General features: G+C 70.8%; 19 protein-coding genes. 15 read left to right on the top strand and 4 right to left on the bottom strand.

Going from position 1 to position 17,528, the window contains the following annotated elements:
* The first annotated feature begins 2 nt into the window (after positions 1-2).
* From RM445_RS23220 to RM445_RS23180, 9 genes are all read left to right on the top strand, one after another.
* Positions 3-824 (top strand): BKACE family enzyme, encoded by an 822-nt coding sequence (locus RM445_RS23220; protein ID WP_311558945.1) that lies wholly within the window; start codon positions 3-5, stop codon positions 822-824.
* 79 nt (positions 825-903) lie between these two features.
* Entirely contained in the window at positions 904-1,671 is a 768-nt protein-coding gene (locus tag RM445_RS23215) for an SDR family oxidoreductase (protein WP_311558944.1), read from the top strand.
* Positions 1,668-1,796 carry a hypothetical protein gene (locus tag RM445_RS23210; protein ID WP_311558976.1) on the top strand — a complete coding sequence of 43 codons (129 nt, stop codon included), beginning with the start codon at positions 1,668-1,670 and terminating at the stop codon, positions 1,794-1,796. The genes RM445_RS23215 and RM445_RS23210 overlap by 4 nt, the downstream gene beginning before the upstream one ends.
* Positions 1,797-1,872: 76 nt before the next feature.
* Positions 1,873-2,676 carry a 2-keto-4-pentenoate hydratase gene (locus RM445_RS23205; RefSeq protein ID WP_311558943.1) on the top strand — a complete coding sequence of 268 codons (804 nt, stop codon included), beginning with the start codon at positions 1,873-1,875 and terminating at the stop codon, positions 2,674-2,676.
* Positions 2,673-3,443, top strand: coding sequence for a 2-keto-4-pentenoate hydratase (locus RM445_RS23200; protein WP_311558942.1), 771 nt, complete (start codon positions 2,673-2,675; stop codon positions 3,441-3,443). The genes RM445_RS23205 and RM445_RS23200 overlap by 4 nt, the downstream gene beginning before the upstream one ends.
* The gene (locus tag RM445_RS23195; RefSeq protein ID WP_311558941.1) at positions 3,440-3,781 is read left to right on the top strand and encodes a 2Fe-2S iron-sulfur cluster-binding protein; all 342 of its coding nucleotides are present in this window, start codon (positions 3,440-3,442) and stop codon (positions 3,779-3,781) included. The genes RM445_RS23200 and RM445_RS23195 overlap by 4 nt, the downstream gene beginning before the upstream one ends.
* Complete coding sequence (locus RM445_RS23190; protein ID WP_311558940.1) at positions 3,778-4,695, top strand: catechol 2,3-dioxygenase; 918 nt, start codon at positions 3,778-3,780, stop codon at positions 4,693-4,695. The genes RM445_RS23195 and RM445_RS23190 overlap by 4 nt, the downstream gene beginning before the upstream one ends.
* A gap of 89 nt (positions 4,696-4,784) precedes the next feature.
* Positions 4,785-5,138 carry an FmdB family zinc ribbon protein gene (locus RM445_RS23185; RefSeq protein WP_311558939.1) on the top strand — a complete coding sequence of 118 codons (354 nt, stop codon included), beginning with the start codon at positions 4,785-4,787 and terminating at the stop codon, positions 5,136-5,138.
* An 8-nt stretch (positions 5,139-5,146) separates the two neighbouring features.
* A complete protein-coding gene (locus RM445_RS23180; RefSeq protein WP_311558938.1) occupies positions 5,147-6,019 on the top strand; it encodes an aldo/keto reductase in 873 nt (290 codons plus the stop codon).
* 38 nt (positions 6,020-6,057) lie between these two features.
* On the opposite strand, the gene RM445_RS23175 is transcribed toward RM445_RS23180, so the two are convergent.
* Positions 6,058-6,876: a sugar phosphate isomerase/epimerase family protein gene (locus tag RM445_RS23175; protein WP_311558937.1), complete on the bottom strand. Its 819-nt coding sequence runs from the start codon at positions 6,874-6,876 to the stop codon at positions 6,058-6,060.
* Positions 6,877-6,934: 58 nt separating this feature from the next.
* Here RM445_RS23175 and RM445_RS23170 point away from each other — a divergent pair, with 58 nt between their 5' ends.
* From RM445_RS23170 to RM445_RS23155, 4 genes are all read left to right on the top strand, one after another.
* Entirely contained in the window at positions 6,935-8,008 is a 1,074-nt protein-coding gene (locus RM445_RS23170; RefSeq protein WP_311558936.1) for a zinc-binding dehydrogenase, read from the top strand.
* Positions 8,005-9,054 (top strand): Gfo/Idh/MocA family oxidoreductase, encoded by a 1,050-nt coding sequence (locus RM445_RS23165; protein ID WP_311558935.1) that lies wholly within the window; start codon positions 8,005-8,007, stop codon positions 9,052-9,054. The genes RM445_RS23170 and RM445_RS23165 overlap by 4 nt, the downstream gene beginning before the upstream one ends.
* Before the next feature lie 68 nt (positions 9,055-9,122).
* Positions 9,123-9,833 (top strand): polyamine aminopropyltransferase, encoded by a 711-nt coding sequence (locus RM445_RS23160; protein ID WP_311558934.1) that lies wholly within the window; start codon positions 9,123-9,125, stop codon positions 9,831-9,833.
* Between the two features lie 135 nt (positions 9,834-9,968).
* Complete coding sequence (locus RM445_RS23155) at positions 9,969-10,517, top strand: MarR family winged helix-turn-helix transcriptional regulator (protein ID WP_311558933.1); 549 nt, start codon at positions 9,969-9,971, stop codon at positions 10,515-10,517.
* A 46-nt stretch (positions 10,518-10,563) separates the two neighbouring features.
* Here RM445_RS23155 and RM445_RS23150 read toward each other — a convergent pair whose 3' ends face one another.
* Entirely contained in the window at positions 10,564-11,007 is a 444-nt protein-coding gene (locus RM445_RS23150; protein ID WP_311558932.1) for a hypothetical protein, read from the bottom strand.
* Positions 11,008-11,429: 422 nt separating this feature from the next.
* Between RM445_RS23150 and RM445_RS23145 the strand changes: the two genes are divergently transcribed.
* Positions 11,430-12,362, top strand: coding sequence for an MIP/aquaporin family protein (locus RM445_RS23145; RefSeq protein WP_311558931.1), 933 nt, complete (start codon positions 11,430-11,432; stop codon positions 12,360-12,362).
* A 41-nt stretch (positions 12,363-12,403) separates the two neighbouring features.
* Here the strand turns inward: RM445_RS23145 and RM445_RS23140 are convergent, their stop codons facing one another.
* Positions 12,404-13,249, bottom strand: coding sequence for a sucrase ferredoxin (locus tag RM445_RS23140; RefSeq protein ID WP_311558930.1), 846 nt, complete (start codon positions 13,247-13,249; stop codon positions 12,404-12,406).
* 54 nt (positions 13,250-13,303) lie between these two features.
* Complete coding sequence (locus tag RM445_RS23135) at positions 13,304-14,251, bottom strand: amidohydrolase (protein WP_311558929.1); 948 nt, start codon at positions 14,249-14,251, stop codon at positions 13,304-13,306.
* A 463-nt stretch (positions 14,252-14,714) separates the two neighbouring features.
* On the opposite strand from RM445_RS23135, the gene RM445_RS23130 reads away from it, so the two are divergent.
* The gene (locus RM445_RS23130; RefSeq protein WP_311558928.1) at positions 14,715-17,516 is read left to right on the top strand and encodes a helix-turn-helix transcriptional regulator; all 2,802 of its coding nucleotides are present in this window, start codon (positions 14,715-14,717) and stop codon (positions 17,514-17,516) included.
* Positions 17,517-17,528: the final 12 nt, after the last annotated feature.

Raw genomic sequence — 17,528 nt, 5'->3', positions numbered from 1 at the left:
CCATGAACAGCGTCGTCATCACCGTCGGCACGACCGGGGCCTACGCCACGAAGGCCGACACGCCCTGGATCCCCACCACCCCCGAGGAGATCGCCGCCGAGGCCACCGCGGCCTACGAGGCGGGCGCGTCGGTCGTGTCGGTGCACCTGCGGGACGCCGACCAGCGACCCACCGCCGACCTCGACATCGCCCGCCGGGCCATGGATCTCATCCGCGAGCAGTCGCCGATCCTGATCCAGCTCTCCACCGGTGTGTCGCCGGACGCCACCTTCGAGGAGCGGCTCGCCCTGGTCGAGCTCCGTCCCCGGATGGCCACCCTGAGCCCCTGCACGATGACCTTCAACCAGTACGAGTTCCGCAACCCGCCGGACTTCGTGCGGCGGCTCGCCGGCCGCATGCGCGAGCTCGGGGTCAAGCCCGAGCTGGAGATCTACGACACCGGTCACGTGGACGCCGCGATCCGGTTGCTCGACGAGGGCCTGCTCGAGGCGCCCCTGCAGTTCGGGATCGTGATGGGCGTGCGCGGCGGGATGACCGCGGCACCGGAGAACCTCCTGCACGTCGTGCGCTCGCTGCCGCCCGGTTCGGTCTGGCAGTCGATCGGCATCGGCAAGGCCAACTTCGACTTCGCGGCCATGGCGATGACCCTCGGCGGGAACGCGCGGACCGGCCTGGAGGACAACCTCTACCTCCGCCGCGGCGAGCTGTCGCCCGGCAACGCACCGCTCGTGTCGCGGGTGGCCGACATCGCCCGCGCGCTGGACCGACCGCTCGCGACCGTCGAGGAGACCGAGAAGATCCTCGGCCTCGCTCCGCAGGCCTGAGCGACGACCGGCCCCCCGATCCGGGGGGCCGGAACCCGACGCCCGCGAGCTACGCGGCGCACGAAAGTGAGGACACATCATGAGCGAGGCACGACGGGTCGTGGTCACCGCCGGCGGCGGGGGCATCGGCCTCATCATCGCGAAGGCGTTCGTCGCCGCCGGCGACCGGGTGCACGTCTGCGACGTGAACGCGGAAGCCGTCGAGCGGGTCACCCGCGACGACCCCGCCATCACCGGGACGGTCTGCGACATCGCGGATCGCGCCGCGGTCGAGCGCTTCGTCGAGGAGGCCGTCGACGAACTCGGCGGCATCGACGTCCTGGTCAACAACGCCGGCATCGCCGGTCCGACCACGTCGGTGGAGAACCTCGATCCCGACGAGTGGGACTCCGTCCTGGCGGTCAACCTGACCGGGCCGTTCAACGTGACCCGGCTCGCGATCCCACACCTCAAGAAATCCGGCAACGGCGTGATCATCATGATGTCGTCGGTCGGCGGCCGGTTCGGTTACGCGAACCGCAGCACCTACGCCACCACGAAGCGGGCGCTGATCGCCCTCGCCGAGACCCTCGCCCTGGAGCTCGGTGACCACGGCGTCCGGGTCAACACGATCGCGCCGGGCGCCGTCTCGGGCCCGCGGATGGACGGCGTGCTGCAGGCCCGGGCCGCGGCGACCGGCCGCGACCTCAACGACGTCCTGACCGACGCGCTGGGCATCCAGGCGATCAAGCGGTTCGCCGACCCGCAGGACATCGCAGAGCTCGCCCTCTTCCTGGCCGGTGAGCACGCCACGACGATCACCGGACAGACGTTCGCGATCGACGGCGGGGCGAAGGCGCCACAGTGACCGCGCTACCGGTCAAGAAGATCCTCGCCGGGGTCGCCCCCGACGCGGCCGTCAGCAGAGATGCCGTGCTCGATCCGGACGCCCTCGCGCCTTTGGTGGACCTGGCCTGCGCCGCGACTAGGTGAAACCTGGGTCTTTTCCCTGCGCGAATCGGTGCCGACGGGTGCGAGCCTTGAGGCAGCTACCAGGAGCAAAGGGGACGTGGTGCACGCAGTCGACGCCACCGTGGCCGACTTGGCCGACCGCTTGTGGCGGGCCGAGTCGGAGCGGGTCGCCGTCCCGCCGCTGACGGCGGACGTGCCCGACCTGACGATCGACGACGCCTATGCGGTCCAGACCCGCAACATCGACCGCCGGATCGACTCCGGCGCGGTGGTGCGCGGGCGGAAGGTCGGGTTGACGTCGCGGCCGGTGCAGGACCTGCTCGGCGTGCACGAGCCCAACTTCGGCGTGCTGCTCGACGACATGTTCGTCGACGAGGGCGACGAGGTCGTTTTCGACAGTCTGCTGCAGCCCCGGGTCGAGTCCGAGATCGCCTTCCTGATGGGGAGCGATCTCGCCGGGCCCGGCGTCACCACCACCGGCGCGATGGCTGCGGTCGCCGGCGTGCTGCCTGCAGTCGAGGTGGTCGACAGCCGGATCGTGGACTGGCGTGTCCGCATCGCCGACACCGTCGCGGACAACGCGGCGTCGGCGCGCGTGGTGATCGGCGCCCGCATGGTGCCGGTGGAGGAGGTCGACCTGCGGCTCCTCGGTGTGCTGTTCTTCCGCAACGGCGCACCGATCGAGAGTGGTGCCGGCGCGGCGGTCCTCGGTAACCCGGCCCGCTGTGTGGCGTGGCTGGCCAACAAGCTCGGCTCGTTCGGGAGCGGGCTGCGCCGCGGCGACGTCGTGCTGTCGGGGGCCCTGCACCGCATGGTCCCGGTGCGGGCCGGCGACTGCTTCCAGGCGACGTTCGCCCATCTCGGCAGCGTCACCGTGCAGTTCAGCGAAGGGCGTTCATGACCAGCCCACGCGCCATCGCGGACGCCCTGATCACGGCCGAGCAGGAGCGGAAACCCGTCGCGCCCTTCACACGGAAGCTGCCCTTCTTCGACGTGCGGACGGCGTACGCGGCGCAGGCGTTGTTCGTGGAGCACCGCCTGCAGACCGGGGAGCACGTGATCGGCGCGAAGCTGGGATTGACCAGTGCCGTCAAGCGCAAGGCGCTCAACATCCACGAGCCCGTGTTCGGCCGTCTGACGTCGGGGATGCTGCTGCCGCACGGCGAACCGGTGCACCTCGACGAGCTGATCCGCCCCCGGGCGGAACCGGAGATCGCTTTCCTGGTCCGGGAACGGATCGAGGCTCCGACGACGATCGCCGGAGTGTTGGCCGCGACCGAGGCCGTCCTGGCCGCCGTCGAAGTGGTCGACTCGCGGTACTCAGCACCGTTCCAGCTGCCCGATTCCATCGCCGACAACGCCGGGGCGGCGCGTGTCGTGCTCGGCACGCAGGCCCGCCGTCCCGCCGACCTGGTGGATCTCGCCGTTCTCGGTTGCGTCTTCCGCAGTCGCGGGGGGATCGAGACGGCAGCCGGCGGCGCGGTGATGGGGCATCCGGCGGCGGCTCTGGTGTGGCTGGCCGAGGCGCTCGCGGAGCGAGGCGAGGGCATCGAACCCGGATCCGTCGTGCTGTCCGGCGGGCTCACCGCGTCTGTCCTGCTCCAGGCCGACGGAGTCGTGACCGCGGAGTTCGACGGTCTCGGGTCGATCGGGGTGCACTGCGTATGAGAGTGACGATCCTCCCCGACGGCGTCGAGGTCGTCGCCGCCGACGACGAGACCTTGCTGAGGGCGCTGGCCCGGGCCGGACTGCGGTACCGGGTGGGCTGCAAGCGAGGGGGCTGTGGCGTCTGCAAGGTGCAGCTCAAGCTCGGCGAGGTCCGCTACGAACGGCCGATCGCCCCGCAGGTGCTCAGCGACGACGAGCGAGTCGAGGGCATCTGCCTGAGCTGCCGCGCCGTCCCGCTCACCAACATCGTGATCGAACTGCAGGAGGGCGACCGCCTTCGCAGAGTCCTGGGATTCGCCTTCCCGACGAACCACCACCACGGAAAGGAAGATAGATGAGTGCTGTCATGCGGCTGGGATACGTCCAGCTACGGGTGACCGATCTGGAAGAGGCACGCAACCACTACTCCAACACGCTGGGCATGGAGGTCGTGCACGAGGAGCCCGGCAAGCTGTGGCTCAAGTGCTGGGACGAGTGGGACCACCACTCCCTGGTCATCGAGGAGGGCGGGGTCGGGCTGGTCAAGCTCGGCTACAAGGTCGACAGCCCCGAGGCCCTGGCCGACTTCGAGCGCCGCTCCCAGCAGTTCGGTGCCACCGTCGGGCGGTTCAGCGAGGGGGAGAACCTGAAGGTCGGCGACGGGGTGCGGATCACCCTGCCGTCGGACCACACCCTCGAGCTCTACACCGACATGGAGTTCGCCGGCACCGAGACCGGGGCGATCAACCCCGAGGCCTGGCCGCGGAACATCCGCGGGGTCGGCACGCACTGGATCGACCACGCCCTGATCTCGGTCGACGAGCCCGCCCTGGTCGAGCGGTTCATGAGCGAATGCCTCGATTTCCGGTCAGCCGAGCGGGCCGTGGTGAGCATGGAGGACCCCGAGCTGCTGGGCAGCTGGATGACCTGCGGGGAGTCGCCGCACGACCTGGCGTTCATCAAGGGCCCGAACAACAAGCTGCACCACTTCGCCTACCACCTGGAGGACTGGAGCTCGATCCTCAAGGCCGGGGACATCTTCTCGATGGATGACGTGCCGATCGACATCGGCCCGACCCGGCACGGGATCACCCGGGGGACGACGATCTACTTCTTCGACCCGGCGGGCAACCGCAACGAGGTCTTCGCCGGCCTGGGCTACCGGGCGCAGAAGGACTTCCCGACGATCACCTGGACCTCTGACCAGCTGGCCAAGGGCATCTTCTACCACGCCCGCGAGCTGAACGAGGGCTTCACCACGGTCTTCACATGACCGACCGGGGGGGTGGGGGCCGGGCCGGGGGGCCGGCCCCCACCGCCCCCCACACGGCCACCGATCCGTCCGACCCTGGAGGTGCGACAGTGCCGATCTTCGTCTACCGCTGCGACTGCGGGAACCGCTTCGAGCGGCTCGTCCCACGGGACGCCGACGCCCCCGCGTGCCCCGCGTGCGGCAGTGACACCCGCAAGATCCCCGCAGGCCCCCGCCTCGGCCGTATGGGTGGCGGGAGTCCCGCAGGCCCGGCCGCCGCGCGCGCCGACGTACCGATCCCCTGGCGCGGGGTCGTCGGCGGGGGAGCGGAGAAGGTCCATCGCGAGGTCGAGTTCCGGCAGCGGCTCGAGGCGAAGGCCGTGAGCGGACTGCGCGTCCCCGGCGGTCCCGACCTGCCGACCGGCAAGGGCTCCGGCGAATCGTCGTCGGCGTCCTCCGACTGACCAAGAACGTGAGTTCCGTTCCCGACGTCGTGCTGAACAACGGCGTCTCGATGCCCCAGCTGGGCTACGGCGTGTTCCGGGTGCCGGACGACGACACCGAGCGGGCGGTGCTCGCCGCCCTCAACGCCGGATACCGCAGCATCGACACCGCATCCCTCTACGGCAACGAGACAGGGGTGGGTCGAGCCCTCAGCGCCTCGGGGCTCGCCCGCGACCACTTCTTCGTCACCACCAAGGTGTGGAACGACGATCAGGGGTACAACTCCACACTGCGTTCCTTCGACGCGAGTCTGGGCAGGCTGGGACTCGACCACGTCGACCTCTATCTGATCCACTGGCCGAAGCCGAGCCTGGATCGCTACGTGGAGACGTGGCGCGCCCTGGAGAAGCTGTACGCCGACCGACGGGTCCGGGCGATCGGCGTCTCGAACTTCCAGCCCGACCATCTTCGGCGGCTGCGCGACGAGACCGACATCGTCCCTGCGGTCAACCAGATCGAGCTACATCCGGACCTGCAGCAGGAGCAGCTGCGCCGGTTCCATGCCGAGCACGGTGTCGTGACCGAGGCGTGGAGCCCGCTCGGGCAAGGACTCGCCCTCCGGCACCCGGTCGTCGCGGAACTCGCGCATCGGCACGGCCGCACGCCCGCCCAGGTGGTCCTGCGCTGGCACCTCCAGCTGGGCAACGTCGCGATCCCGAAGTCGACGACCCCGTCCCGGATCCGGGAGAACATCGGGTTGTTCGACTTCGCCCTGGCCGAGGTGGACATGGCCGCCCTCGCGGCGCTCGAGTCCGGTACCCGCCTCGGCCCCGATCCGGACGAACGCGAGACGCGACGTCGGCCGGGGTTCTCGAGCGCCGGCGGTCGATGGGTCTCCTGACAGGTGACGGACGCCGAGTACCGCTGACACAGTCCGCGTCAGGCGCCCGGCGCGAGGAACGGTCGCAGGAAGCGGGTGGTCGCGGCGAGCGCCGTCGGCGGGTCGCCGCGCAGCCGGCACTCCAGGCCCAGCCATCGGTCGTAACCGATGGTGTGCAGTGCGCTGAAGACGGCCGCGAAGTCGAGGTGCCCGGTGCCCGGCTGAAGCCGGTTGGAGTCGTCGACATGCACGTGACCGATCAGTGACCCGGCATCTGTGATCGCTTTGGCCAGGTCGTCCTCCTCGATGTTCATGTGGAACAGGTCCGCGCACACCCGCACGGAGTCGTGACCCGTCGCGCGTCGCACCTCCTCGGCCAGGTCGGCGGCCTGCCCCACGCGGTTGACCATGTAGTCCTCGTAGCGGTTGATCGGCTCGACGAAGAGCGAGACCCCCTCTCGAGCGGCGTGCTCCGCGAGCTCGACGAGCGCCTCGAGCAGCACCGCGTGATCCTCGGCAGGCTTGCGCGGCGGGGTGAAGGGCGGTAGCCGGAGGCTGAACATGCCCCAGCTGGCCGGGGTGAGGACCCCTTCGCCGCCGATTTCGGCTGTCACGCTGAGCTGTGAGCGGAGTTGCACGACCGCGTCGCGGCGGCGGGCGGGGTCGAAGTCGCCGATGAAGTGGTCGGTGTCGGGGCAGACTGTGGGCATGACCACCCCGGACCGGGCCGCAGCGCGCAGCTCGGCCAACCGCCCGGCGAAATGACCGTCGCCGCGGGCCCGCAGCTCGATCCCGTCGAAGCCGGCCTCACGAGCCGCATCCCACTTGGCCGCGAGGGTCTCGCCCGGTAGCAGCTGCTCCTGGCAACAGATCTTCATTCCCACCGCAACCCCCCGTGGTGCACGATGGCCCGAGCCTAGTTGTGGAGTACGTCACATGTCTCGAACCCTGGTGCTCGACGGACCCCGGCAGCTGCGGCTGGCCGACCAGCCTTCCCGCTCGCTCGGTCCCGGGGAGGTGCGGCTTCGTGCCCGGCTCAGCGGGATCAGCCACGGCACCGAGCTGAGCCTCTACCGCGGGACCTCCGCGTTCGCCGACAAGGTGTTCGACCGCGGGCTCCGGGCCTTCGTCGAACCCCCCGCCGGCAGCGCGTCGGCCTACCCGGTGACCCTCGGCTACGAGATGATCAGCGAGGTTGTCGAGATGGGCCCCGGGGTGACCGAGGTGGCGGTGGGAGACCTCGTGCACACCGGCACACCGCACCAGGAGGAGACGGTGCTCGACCTGGCCGTGTCCCTCCAGGCGACCTACCCCCTCGTCGTCCTGCCCACCGACGAGCGGCTCGAGCGCGGCGTGTTCCTCAGCCTGGCCGCCGTCGCGTTGCAGGCGGTGCACGACGCGGAGATCAAGCTCGGCGACGCCGTGAGCGTGCACGGTCTCGGCGCGATCGGGCTCCTGGCCGTGCAGATGTGCCGGCTGGAAGGCATCCAGAACGTCATCGGGATCGACCCCGAGTCGCACCGGCGCGACCTCGCCGCGCGATTCGGGGCGACGCACGTGCTCGACGCCGCAGACGACAAGCTGGGGCTGACCGTCCGTGACCGCAACGGCGGCCACGGCGTGGACGTGGCCATCGAGGTGTCCGGATCCGACCGGGGCCTGCAAGGCGCGCTGTCCGCGGCCGGACTGGGTGGCACGGTGGTGGCCGCGGGTTTCTACCAGGGCGGCGCGGCGCACCTGCGGCTCGGCGAGGAGTTCCACCACAACCGGCTCTCACTGATCGCCTCGGTCGGAAGCTGGGGTGCGCCGGACCGGCACGCGCCGCTGTGGAACCGCCGCCGCGTCCTCGACACCGCCGCGCGGCTGCTGTTCACCGACCGCGTCGCCGTCGACGGCCTGCTGGACCGCACCTTCCCCTTCGAGGAGGCGCCTGCGGCCTACCGGTGGCTGGACGAGCACCCGCACGACGCGGTCAAGGTCGCACTGGCCTACGGGACCGGCACGGCGTGACCGGACCGGACGGCGCGCCCGTCGGCGTCGGCCTGGTCGGCTACGGCACCTCCGGTGCCGACCTGCACGCGCCGCTGATCGGTGCGGAACCGCGGCTGCTGCTGCGCGCCGTGGTGTCCGGGCGGCCCGAGCGGGTGCACCGTGACCTCCCCGGAACGCCCGTCGTCCCGGATCTCGATCGCCTGCTCGACGACCCGGAGATCGAGCTGGTGGTCGTCGCCGCACCGAACGCCGTCCACCACGAACTGGCGCGCGCGGCCCTGCTGGCGGGCCGGCACGTGGTCGTCGACAAGCCGTTCACGCTGACCAGTGCGCAGGCCGACGACCTCATCGACGTCGCTGCGCGGGAGGACAGGCGGCTTACCGTGTTCCACCAGCGACGGTGGGACGCCGACTACCGGACCGTGCGGCACTGCGTCCAGGCCGGCGTGCTCGGGCGGCTCGGCACGTACATCGCCCGGTACGACCGCTTCCGCCCCACCGTCGACGCCCGTGATCGGTCGGGTCCCGGGGCGGGGGTGCTGTACGACCTCGGGCCGCACCTGATCGACCAGGCGTTGCACCTGTTCGGACTCCCCGACGACGTGCTCGCGGACGTCACCGCCCAGCGTCCCGGGTCCGGCGCCGACGACTACGTGCACCTCGTCCTGCGCTACGGCCCGCTGCGGGTGGTGCTGCAGGCTGGGTCGCTGGTCCGCGAGCCCGGTCCACGCTTCGAGGTGCACGGCGACGCCGCCTCGCTGGTCACCCGCGGCCGCGACGGCCAGGTCGCCGCGCTGCTCGCCGGACGCCGACCCGGTGACGCCGGCTGGGGTGCGCCCGACGACCTGGCCTTCACGCTGAGCACGGAGGTGGCCGGGCTCGGCCTGACCGGGGAGCTCTCCGGTATGCCGGGTGCCTACGAGACGTTCTACCGCGACACGGCGGCGGCGGTGCGCGGCGTCGGTACCCTTCCGGTCACCGCCGAGGACTCCCGCGGCACGATCCGGGTCATCGAGCTGGCGCGGCGGAGCAGCGAGCAGGGACGGGCGGTTCCCGTCCGCTGACCGTCGGTAGCATCCATCCGCCGAGTTGCTCTCGGTGAACGACATTCCGGGTGGGTCGGTGATGTGTCGTGAGGGCGCGGTTCGAGGAACTCGACTGGTCCGAGACCCGCATGGGGGTCATCAGTCTTCGCCGGCGGATCGAGCCGTCGCTCAAGGTCGATGTGTACGAGGTCAAGCTCGGCGACGAGTTCCTGATGTCGAGCCTGTTCACGGTGGCCGAGGTGGAGCTCGCGCGCCTCGGCCTGGCCGAGGCGGTCGATGCCGATCTCGATGTCGTCGTCGGGGGCCTGGGGCTCGGCTACACCGCGCAGACGGCGCTGGCCGATCCCCGCGTCCGGTCGTTGATCGTGGTCGAGGCGCTCGGTGAGGTCATCGGCTGGCATCAGCGAGCGTTGCTTCCTGACACCGCCGAACTGGCGTCGGATCCGCGGGTCCGCCTGCAGCGGGGCGACTTCTTCGCCATGGCGGACAGCGATGGTGGGTTCGATCCGGAGGCACCTGGTCGGCGCTTTCACGCCGTCCTCCTCGACATCGACCACACGCCGCGACACGTGCTGCACCCGAGCCACGCCGCGTTCTACACGCCTGCGGGACTGGGGAAGCTCGTCGGGCACCTGCATCCGGGCGGGGTCTTCGCGCTGTGGTCCGACGATCCACCCGACCCCGCCTTCGAGGCGGTCCTCGCCGAGGTCTTCGACCGGTCGGAGGCATCCATCGTCCGGTTCCCCAACCCGCTGACCGGCGGGTACTCGACCAATACGGTCTACGTCGCGAGGTAGATCCGAGCTCGAGAAGATCGACGACTGACCGCGACGCCATTTCTCGTTCGTCCTGTAGAAAGATGCGTAGTCGCAAGGGACATGTGTGACCTGTCCGGTGGGCAGCACGGTCGTGCTGGGCGGGGAGGGGGTGGCGTGGCGCAGATCGTGCGAGGTCCGCAGGCCGAGTGGGCAGACGATGTCGAGGCGACGATGCTGGCGGCACGGGCTCTGGTGGCTATCAGCGCCGAGTCGGTGGCGGCGGTGGAGGAGGTGGTGACGCCGACTCAGTTGCGAGTGCTGGTGATGGTCGCGAGCCGGGGGCCGTTGAATCTGGGAGCTGTCGCGCGCGGGCTGGGTGTGCACCCGTCGAATGCGACGCGGGCGTGTGACCGCCTGGTGCTGGCGGGCCTGCTGGATCGTCAGGACGATCCGACGGATCGCCGAAATCTGCAGTTACGGCTGACCGAGCAGGGCCGCGGTGTGGTCGACGAGGTCATGGACCGACGTCGACGGGCCATCGGCGAGGTGCTCGAACGGATGCCGTCGTTACAGCGTGTTGCACTGATCCCGGTGCTCACCATGTTCGCGGAGGCGGCCGGGGAGCTGCCGGACGAACATCTGTGGTCGTTGGGCTGGACCAGTGCGACCACCAACGTGCCGGCCGCCGACGACTCGATCGTTCAGGCGGCGCGTGAGGCGTAGCGCGAGCCGCGCACGCGGAGCGCACCGTTTGCTGACGGAGATCGCCTCATGGCGCGACGTCAGTCGTGGTGGGTTCGGTGCCCGCTGTATCCGCGTCGGCTCTGCCGGGTGCGCGTGTGCCGGGGTAGCCGGTCAGAACGCCGGCGGCCGGGTCATCCAGGCCCTGCCCACCGGTCTCGGTGTGGGTCGCTCGTGGACCGGGATAGCCGGCCAGGACGCCGGTGGCGGGGTCGAGGCCGTGCGTCCCCGCGTGGACGTGGTCTGCAGTGCGGCCGCCGGGATAGCCCGTGAGCATGCCCGCAGCGGCGTCGTCAGCGTCCTGGCCGCCCGTCTCGCTGTGCTCGACCCGGGCGCTCGGGTAGCCGGCCAGAAAGCTCGACGCCGGGTCACGTCCGGGCGTGATCGATGCCGGCGCCGGGATCGTCACCGCGTCGGCCCCGGTGACGCTCGGCCCGTCGGGCTCGCCGGATCGCTTCACATGGGTGGCCATCGCTGCTCTCCTTCCCGGCGAGGGTTGTCCCTCACCTGCTCCGAGAGCCGGAGAACGGTCGACCCTGTGCGAAAGCTGCCGCCGCCGGCTGTGGAGAGGATGGCCCCGGGTAAGCGAGACTCGACCACTGCGCAATGTTTGCTGTGACGCAAATAACATCAAGGCCCATGTGGACCAGGGGTGATCAGCTGTTGGCATTGGACAGGCATGGCGCTATAGTCCGCGTCCCAGCGCGCCGCTTGCAGTGGTGATCATACTTGCCATCTCTCTTGTGACGGCGCACTATTTGCGCGTACGCAACGTTCGTCGCTTGCATGCTCGAGTGCGTCGTCCCTCGTGCGTCGCGGCAACGACAACCGGCTTCGGCTGGACGCGATGGCCCAGCGCGACGTGCCGGTCGGACACGGCAGGAAGGGGTGGCCATGAGCGACATCGCACCGGTGCGGCGGCACGGGCTGAAGCGGCTGGGAGGTACGGGAGGCGAGTGTCTCGCGGAGTTCGTCGGAACTTTCGTCTTGATCGCGTTCGGCAACGGGGTCGTCGCCATGGCCGCGGGTCTGCCGGGTTCGGGGCGGACGCAGAGCTCGACGACCATCTTTCTTGCCACCGGGGACTGGCTGCTGATCATCTGGGGGTGGGCGCTGGCCGTGGCCTTCGCGGTGTACGTCGCCGGAGGCGTCAGCGGTGCGCATATCAATCCGGCTGTCACGCTCGCGTTCGCGGTACGCCGGAGGTTCCCCTGGAACAAGGTCGGGCCGTACGTCGTGGCGCAGGTGCTGGGCGCGTTCGTCGGTGCGGCGCTCGTCTACCTCGTCTACCACGACGCGATCACCGCGTTCAACGATGCGCTCGGGACCACCAAGACCGGGCCGCAGGGCAACGTGACGTTCTCGATCTTTGCGACGTTCCCTGCCCCGTACTTCCACGGCGGATGGGTCGGTCCGCTGGTCGACCAGATCGTCGGCACGGCGTTCCTGCTCATGCTCGTCGTCGCGGTGATCGACCTACGCAACACCGCGGTCCAGGGCAATCTCGCGCCGTTGGTGATCGGGTTGGCCGTCGCCGCGATCGGGATGTCGTTCGGCGCGAACGCCGGTTACGCGATCAACCCGGCCCGCGACTTCGGCCCGCGACTGTTCGCGTATCTCGCCGGGTGGGGAGACGTCGCCCTGCCCGGCACGGTCCCCGGCGCCTTCAGCTGGTACTTCTGGATCCCGATCGTCGGGCCGCTCATCGGCGGGGTCATCGGGGTTCTGATCTACGACGTCTTCATCGGCGACGTTCTCCACGCCCGCGGGGGGCTAGCAGAGCCGCCCGGGCGCACCCAGGACGCCGAGGTCACCGGCACCCGTTGATCCCGGAACTCGTGCCCGATGCGTCCGGCGCCACACGGACGTCAGATGCTCGGCCGCAGTGCCCGTACCGAGGCGGCGCGTAGCGGGACCATGAGAGTAGGCCGGGCGCCGCAGGAGGCCGGCCGTGTCGCGTCGACCTCGACCGCCTCGACGTCGACGGCCCAGCGCTCCCCGGTCGCCGTGGCGACGTGGACGGTGTCGCCGGAATCGTCGTCCACGGTCAGCGCGTCGGGCGAGCGCAGGCCGGTCACCTCGCGCACCGCCAGCTCGGCGACCTGTCCTCTCGGCGACCACGTGCACCGACCCCGACACCCGTCGACCGTCATCAGGCCCGCTGCTGCGTCTTCGCGGATCGCTGCGGCCGCGGCCGGATCCAACCGGCCGTAGGTGTAGCCGGTGGGCAGGACCAGGGCGGTCGGCGCGTAGCGGTGTCCACCGAGGTGGCTGGAGGCGAAGACGTCCGGTCCGGCGACGGCATCCGCGAGCGCCCGTCCCTCCAGGCCACAGCAGGGGTCGCGCTCCCCGTGGGTGCAGATCAGGAACAGCGGACCGGTCACCGGATCACCGGGGAGCGCCTGGTCGGGGCCAGGTAGCGGAACGTCGCCCCACTGCTCGGACCACTCGACGTCGAGCACCGTGGTCAGGGAGCGGCCCGGGGCGGTGTCGGTCAGGAAGATCCGCGCTGGTCGCCCGGCCGGCCCGCCTTGCATGCTCCGGATGAGCAGCGGCCGGAAACCGGCCGCCGACGCCCGGATGAGCAGAGCCCGAACCTCGGGCTCATCGACCCTGGTGATGTCGGAGGGCCACGCTTCTGTCCGCTCCAGCCACAGCCAGCGCCGGGTCGAGGGCGCGGTGCCGGCCATCGGCTCGTCTAGTGCGCGGGCCATCTCAGCACACCGATCACCCAGCACCGGCGCCATGGCAGGAGGCTACCTCTCCTCCTAGCCGAGATACGCGAGCGTCGCGGCGACGGCAGCCTCGGTCCCCGTCCGCAGAGTCGGCTGGATCGCCGGGGCGAAAGCCGGGTTGTGGTTGCCCACGACGGGCATGCCCGGCAGGAAGCCGCCGTTCCCCCAGTAGGTGAAGGGCGCGCCGAAGGCCGCCGGGATGAGGCTGAAGTCCTCCGAGGCCGGGACGGGGGCCAGCTCGTGCACCCGGTCGGCTCCAAACGCCTGCGTGAAGGCCTGCGTCACCGCTTCGGTGACGGCCGGGTCGTTCACGGTGAGAGGGAACGTGGCAATGGTCTCCAGGGTGGGGTCCTGCGGCGAGCCGGACGCTTGGCACTCTGCGCGGACGATCCTGTCGACCGCTTGCAAGATCTTCTCCCGCACCGCGTTGTCGTAGGCCCGGACGTTGATGAGCAGCTCGGCCCGGTCACTGATCACGTTGGGTGCGCTGCCGACCTTGATCGCTCCCACGGTCACCACGCCGAAATCGCTGGGCGCGATTTCTCGGGACACGATGCCCTGCAATCCGAGGACGATCGACGACGCCAACACGGCTGGATCTACGCCCAGATGCGGCATCGAGCCATGAGAGCCCTTTCCGAAGACAGTGACCTTGATGCTGTCGCCGGCGGACAGTACGGCGCCGGACCGGGTGGCGATGTTGCCGGATTCCGGCACCGTCAGGACGTGCTGGGCCAGGCACACGTCGGGCTTGACGGCGGAGAGCTTGCCGACCAGGTCATCGTCGATCATGGCTTGGGCGCCCTTGCCGGTCTCTTCCCCCGGTTGGAACAGGGCGATGTAGGTGCCGGACCAGGCGCTTCTGTTCTTGGCCAGCAGTGCTGCTGCGCCCAGCCCGGACGCCACGTGCGCGTCGTGGCCACAGGCATGCATCTTCCCCGGCTCCGTCGACGAGTACTCCAGGCCGGTGGCTTCGGTCACCGCAGACGTCCGGATGGCGGTGCAGGTCTTTGTAGAACTCCTCCTGCCACACCTGGACCTCCTCGATTCCCGCCATCACGGTGCCGAGATCGGCCGGGACCGCCGAGGGGTTCGCCGAGGGCGCTCCGCCGGTCGGAGCGGTGCCGCCTGCGTCGGGAACCGCGGCCGCGACGGCGTGCAGGCAGCGAGCGACGCTGCCGCGGTGAGTGCGCCGAACCCGTGGAGAATCTGACGCCGCGACATGATCGACGCCGTCGGTCTCCCGCCGTGGTCGGCGTCGGACACCGCAGTCGTCTGAATCCACCCGCACATACGGGCATGCTCCGGCGCAGGGCCGTCCGTTCGCGCCGGATGGATGCCTAGGCCGAGACTAGGCATGCTCCGGGGACGAAGAACCGGTCGGTCGGGCCATGCTCTATGCGATGCCGACGCCGTGGAGTTCGCTGTGTCGAGGAGGTGCGCCGTGACCGTTCCCGACAACGCCGCACCCTTCGTCGGACGTCACACGGAGATCGCGGTGCTGCGGGCAGAGCTCGCGACGGTCAGGGCAGGTCAACCGCGCCTCGTCCTCGTCGACGGACCGGCCGGGATCGGCAAGTCGGCGGTTCTCGACCACTTCCTGTCCGAGGAGTCGGACCTGACCGTGCTGCGGGCCACCGGCGAGCAGTGGGAGGCGTTCGTCGCGTTCGGGGTGGCCGACCAGTTGATGCGCCGGGCAGGCGTGAGCAACTCGAGGCTGCTGGCGATCCGGAACCGCTCGCTGCCCGCCGAGGAACCCGTCGGCGTCGGTGTCCGGATCCTCGAGTCGCTCGAAGATCTCGAGCAGAAGGCGCCGGTCGTGATCGTCATCGACGACGCGCACTGGGCGGACGTCGACTCGCTCCGCGCGCTCCTGTTCGTGGTGCGCCGGCTCGTGGGTGAGCGGGTGCTCACCGTCCTCGCCCAACGCAGCGAGGAGGCGCCCCGGCTCCCGGAGGGCCTGAGCCGGATGGCGACCGGGCGGACGGGAACGACCATCAGGCTCCCCGCACTCCCTCCTGAAGAGATCAAGAGCCTCGCCACCGCTCTCGGCGTGCAGCGGCTGCCGACCAGGGTCGCCCGGCAACTGCACGCCCACACCGAGGGCAACCCGCTCTACATCACCACCCTGCTCTCGGAGATGCCTGAGGAGCGATGGCGCACGTGGGAGCCGGTGCTACCGGCTCCCGGTGCGTTCGCCATGAGGGTCGTCGCCAGGCTCGACGCCTGCAGCCCTGCGGCGCGTCGACTGGTGGAGGGCGCCGCCGTGCTCGGCGGGGTGACGTCGCTCAACACTGCCGCGGCGCTCGCGGAGGTGGCCCACCCGGTCGACGCTCTCGACGAGGCCGTCGATCTCAACCTGCTGCAGCTGCGCGACGACACCGGTGTCCGCGACGTCACCTTCAGCCATCCGCTGGTTCAGGCGGCCGTGTACGAACAGCTCGGGCCGGCCCGACGGGTGCGACTGCACTCCGTGGCGGCCGGGCTCGTCGACGACGAGGCGTCGGCGCTGCGGCACCGCGTCATGGCCGTGACTCCGCCCGATCCCGAGCTCGAGTCCGATCTCGACGCCTTCGCGCGGCGGCAGGCGGCCGTCGGTGCCTGGGCCGGAGCGGCGTGGGCGCTCGTCGAAGGAAGCAGGTTGAGCCCGGACCGTGCGAGCCGGGAGCAGCGGTTGTTGCGAGCCGTGGACGCCATGACCGGCGCGGGGGACCTGATCCAGGCGGAGGCCTTCGCGCGGGAGGCTGTGGCCTTCGCACCGGGGCCGTTGCGCAACGCCGCTCTGGGATACCTCGCCGTCCTTCGCGGGCAGCCCGTCGAGGCTGAGCGCCTGCTCCGCGCGGCCTGGGACCGCACCGACGACGTGGACGACGCCTCGCTGCGTGCGGTGGTGGCGCAACGATCGGCACTGCACGCCGTCGGGCGGCTGCGGGGTCCGGACGTGGTGGACTGGGCGCAGCGAGCGCTCGACCTGGCCTTGCCGGGGGACCCGGTGCAGGTCGAAGCACAGGCGTTGCTCGGGCTCGGCCTCGGCTGGCAGGGGCGCCTGCAGGAGGGCCTCGCGACGTACGACGAGATCCTGGACAACCTCGCCGACGACCAGACCGGTCCGCCCCTCGAACGCGTGCACATGGCCCGGGGCTGGCTGCTCCTGGTGGGCGACGACGTCGTGGGCGCGCACCAGCTCCTGGCACGGGCGGCTCCTGCCGCGGCCCAGAACGGCACGATCCGCATCGCGGTGTGGTCCTACGTGTGGCTGGCCCGGGCCGGCTTCGCCCTGGGTGCCTGGGACGAGGCGGCGGCGGACGCGGAGCGGGCCGTGTCGTTGCTGGAGGAGTCCGGCCACGGTTGGTTGCGGCAGTTGGCGCGGTTCGCGGCGGTGACGGTGCCGGCGGCCCGCGGCGAGTGGGTCGCGGCGGAGGAGCACGCGCGGGCGGCGGTGGCGCGGCCGGGGGACTACGAGCTGATGGTCGTCGCCGCCGGGCTGGCCCGAGCCCAGGTGCCCGCCGCGAAAGGGGACCACGAGGCTGTCCTGCGGGCCTTGGAGCCGGTGGTCGCGATGAGTGATCGCCAGGGCGTGGACGAGCCGGGGTTCTGGCCGTGGCAGGACCTCTACGGCGACGCGCTGGTGAGTGCCGGGCGGTGGGACGACGCCGAGGCGTTCCTGGTGCCGCACGAGGAGCTGGCGGCGGCGCGCGGCCGGGGTGCGGTGATCGCCGGGTTGGCCCGGGTGCGGGGCCGGTTGGAGGCGGCACAGGGGCGGCTCTCCGCAGCGGAGGCCGCATTCCGCCGCGCGCTGGTGGAGTTGGAGCCCTTGGCGTTGCCGTTCCAGCACGCGCTCGTGGAGCTGGCCTACGGGCAGGTGCTCCGGCGAGCAGGTCAGCGGCGCGCGGCCGCCGACCATCTGTCCGCAGCGCGCGAGCTGTTGGCCGGACTGCGGGCCCGTCCCTATCTCGAACGGTGCGAGCGGGAGCTGGCGGCGTCCGGGCTGGCACCCGCGAAGCGCAGTTCGTTCGACCCGTCACGGCTCACCGCGCAGGAGTTGGCGGTGGCGCGGTTGGTGGCGGTGGGGATGAGCAACCGCCAGGTGGCCTCGGAGCTGTTCGTCAGCATCAAGACGGTGCAGTTCCACCTCACGCACATCTACGCCAAGCTCGGGGTCGGTTCCCGCGCCGAGCTGGCCGCACAGTTCCGCGACAGCGAACTCGGCGTCGGACCCGGCGATCCGGCTGCCGGCGAGGGGTGACGCGGGTCTTGC

This window comes from Pseudonocardia charpentierae (genome assembly GCF_031845345.1).
Lineage (GTDB): Bacteria > Actinomycetota > Actinomycetes > Mycobacteriales > Pseudonocardiaceae > Pseudonocardia > Pseudonocardia charpentierae.
The sequence above is the reverse complement of the archived record's forward strand: the minus strand, read 5'-3'. Positions and strand labels throughout refer to the sequence as shown.

Bases quoted from the DNA above. Each gene is read 5' to 3' on its own strand.
- RM445_RS23220 (WP_311558945.1), top strand. From the start codon at position 3: ATGAACAGCGTCGTCATCACCGTCGGCACGACCGGGGCCTACGCCACG.
- RM445_RS23215 (WP_311558944.1), top strand. From the start codon at position 904: ATGAGCGAGGCACGACGGGTCGTGGTCACCGCCGGCGGCGGGGGCATC.
- RM445_RS23200 (WP_311558942.1), top strand. From the start codon at position 2,673: ATGACCAGCCCACGCGCCATCGCGGACGCCCTGATCACGGCCGAGCAG.
- RM445_RS23195 (WP_311558941.1), top strand. From the start codon at position 3,440: ATGAGAGTGACGATCCTCCCCGACGGCGTCGAGGTCGTCGCCGCCGAC.
- RM445_RS23190 (WP_311558940.1), top strand. From the start codon at position 3,778: ATGAGTGCTGTCATGCGGCTGGGATACGTCCAGCTACGGGTGACCGAT.
- RM445_RS23175 (WP_311558937.1), bottom strand. From the start codon at position 6,876: ATGAAGATCTGTTGCCAGGAGCAGCTGCTACCGGGCGAGACCCTCGCG.
- RM445_RS23170 (WP_311558936.1), top strand. From the start codon at position 6,935: ATGTCTCGAACCCTGGTGCTCGACGGACCCCGGCAGCTGCGGCTGGCC.
- RM445_RS23150 (WP_311558932.1), bottom strand. From the start codon at position 11,007: ATGGCCACCCATGTGAAGCGATCCGGCGAGCCCGACGGGCCGAGCGTC.
- RM445_RS23145 (WP_311558931.1), top strand. From the start codon at position 11,430: ATGAGCGACATCGCACCGGTGCGGCGGCACGGGCTGAAGCGGCTGGGA.
- RM445_RS23140 (WP_311558930.1), bottom strand. From the start codon at position 13,249: ATGGCCCGCGCACTAGACGAGCCGATGGCCGGCACCGCGCCCTCGACC.